This window comes from Streptomyces sp. NPDC048473, from assembly GCF_043200155.1.
In the GTDB taxonomy this organism is placed as follows: Bacteria; Actinomycetota; Actinomycetes; order Streptomycetales; family Streptomycetaceae; genus Streptomyces.
This window is the reverse complement of the sequence record NZ_JBICXE010000175.1, coordinates 1-1,697: the sequence shown is the minus strand read 5'-3', so window position 1 is coordinate 1,697 and position 1,697 is coordinate 1. Positions and strand designations below refer to the sequence as shown.

The window sequence follows — 1,697 nt, the reverse complement described above, 5'->3', positions numbered from 1 at the left end:
GAGCTCGTCAACGCCGACCTCAAGCACAGCCTGCCCAAAGGCCACCGGGCCCGGAACCAGGCCGAACTCGCGGCCGAGACCCGCCGCTTCTTCCGCAGACGCCAACGCCAGCCCCACATCGTCCGCGGCTACTTCCACGGCCCCCACGTCCGCTACACCCTCAACGAGAACCCTTTGAGTTTCTGATCAATAAGCATTGATGCCCTATCATTACAAATTAGATATTTAGCATATTTTAAACGATTCTCCCTTCCTGGAGGATGGCGCAAATTGACTGCTCCAGGTAGGCAACTATCCCTTCTCATTCGATCTTGCCGCCTCGCGACGCTCTGACCGGAAAACTCGACGGCGCGGTGGACACGGCGAGATAGCCCCTCGGCGGTGACGGTCGAGGGGCTCTCGTGGGGTGGTGGGGTCGTGCGTCAGGCGGCTGCCGGGGTGAGGGTGACGTCGTGGCCGAGGGCCTTGAGCTGGCGGACGAGGTCCCGGCTCTTGCGGCCCGGGTCGAGGTTGCGGGTGTCGGCGTACACACTTACGTAAGTGTATACGCCGACACGGGGTGGCGTCGGGGAAGCGGGAGCGGATCCAGTGCTGCTGTTCTTCGATGACCGCGACGACCTCGCGGTCGACGAGGATGTTGTCCGGCGCGATATCGATCTTGCTCTGTGCGTAGTGGAACCGGGCGACCTCCTCGCCCTCGGCGGCATCGACCGTCCGGTCGGGGACCGGGGAGAGGCACTCGAACAGGCAGGTGCGGATCTCGCTGGCCCGACGGCCGGTGAGGATCTGCAGCAGGATCATGCGCATGGCTTGCGCATCGTCGAAACCACGGGCGATGGCCTGCGAGCCGTCGCCGCGGGTGACGGTCATCTGTTCGTCGCGACCCAGGCCGAGTAGAGGCAGGGCCGCGGGAATCTGGGCGAGCGCGTGGTCGTCGACGTAGTACTCGTCGTTGAGTTCCCGCTGGCGAGGGATGCGGGAGACCTGACGGATCCAGCCGGCTGCGTGCGCGTCGGTGACCCGGGACCATGGGGCAGGCCCGAGCACCTGGCGGGCCTCGATCGGGTTGGCCGCGATGAACGCGAACAGCTCGGCGACGGCCCGCAGATCGTCGTTGACCTGGCGCGGGTGGACCGGCTTGTCGGCGAAGCGCCGCTCGGACTGACGGGTTAGCCGGTTGACGGGATCGGCGTCCCGCCGGCAGAAGGCAGCGGCCAGCTGAACCGCGTGAGCGGGGTCCCCCAGCACGTCCAGCGGATCAGCGAAGGTCGACAGCCACCGGTCGAAGCGGACGAAACAGTGCATCCGCTCCTGGCTCACCGTCGACCAACGCAGGACGCCGGCCTCCAACTGGGTGCCCAGGCACCACTTCACCGCCTCCGCAGCCACGGATGGCTGATCTTGGAGGGTGAACAGCCGTAGTGGGCCTGCGGTTCGTGCCGCGACAGCGGGATGCGCGGATCGCATCGCGGGTGCCACTCGTCCAGGCTCCACCAGGGCTCCTGCGAACACCGGACGAGCAGGGCCAACCGGGAGAAACGGAAGATCACCCGCAGGCGGGCGACGCTGCCGTGCGGCGGGAGCCGCCCCCAGCGGGTGGCGTATTGATCGGAAACTCAATGGGTTCTCGTTGAGGGTGTAGCGGACGTGGGGGCCGTGGGAGTAGCCGCGGACGATGTGGGGCTGGCGTTGGTGTC

Annotated in this window: 1 protein-coding gene and 1 pseudogene; one reads left to right on the top strand and one right to left on the bottom strand. The window is 66.6% G+C overall.

Translation table 11 applies throughout. The annotated features are described in order from the left end of the window. Nucleotides 1-186: pseudogene (locus tag ACGFU7_RS48050) on the top strand (IS630 family transposase); the annotation flags it as partial. A gap of 105 nt (nt 187-291) precedes the next feature. Here the strand turns inward: ACGFU7_RS48050 and ACGFU7_RS48045 are convergent. Continuing rightward, nucleotides 292-1,320 (bottom strand): hypothetical protein, encoded by a 1,029-nt coding sequence (locus ACGFU7_RS48045; RefSeq protein WP_393705130.1) that lies wholly within the window; start codon nt 1,318-1,320, stop codon nt 292-294. Nucleotides 1,321-1,697 lie beyond the last annotated feature (377 nt).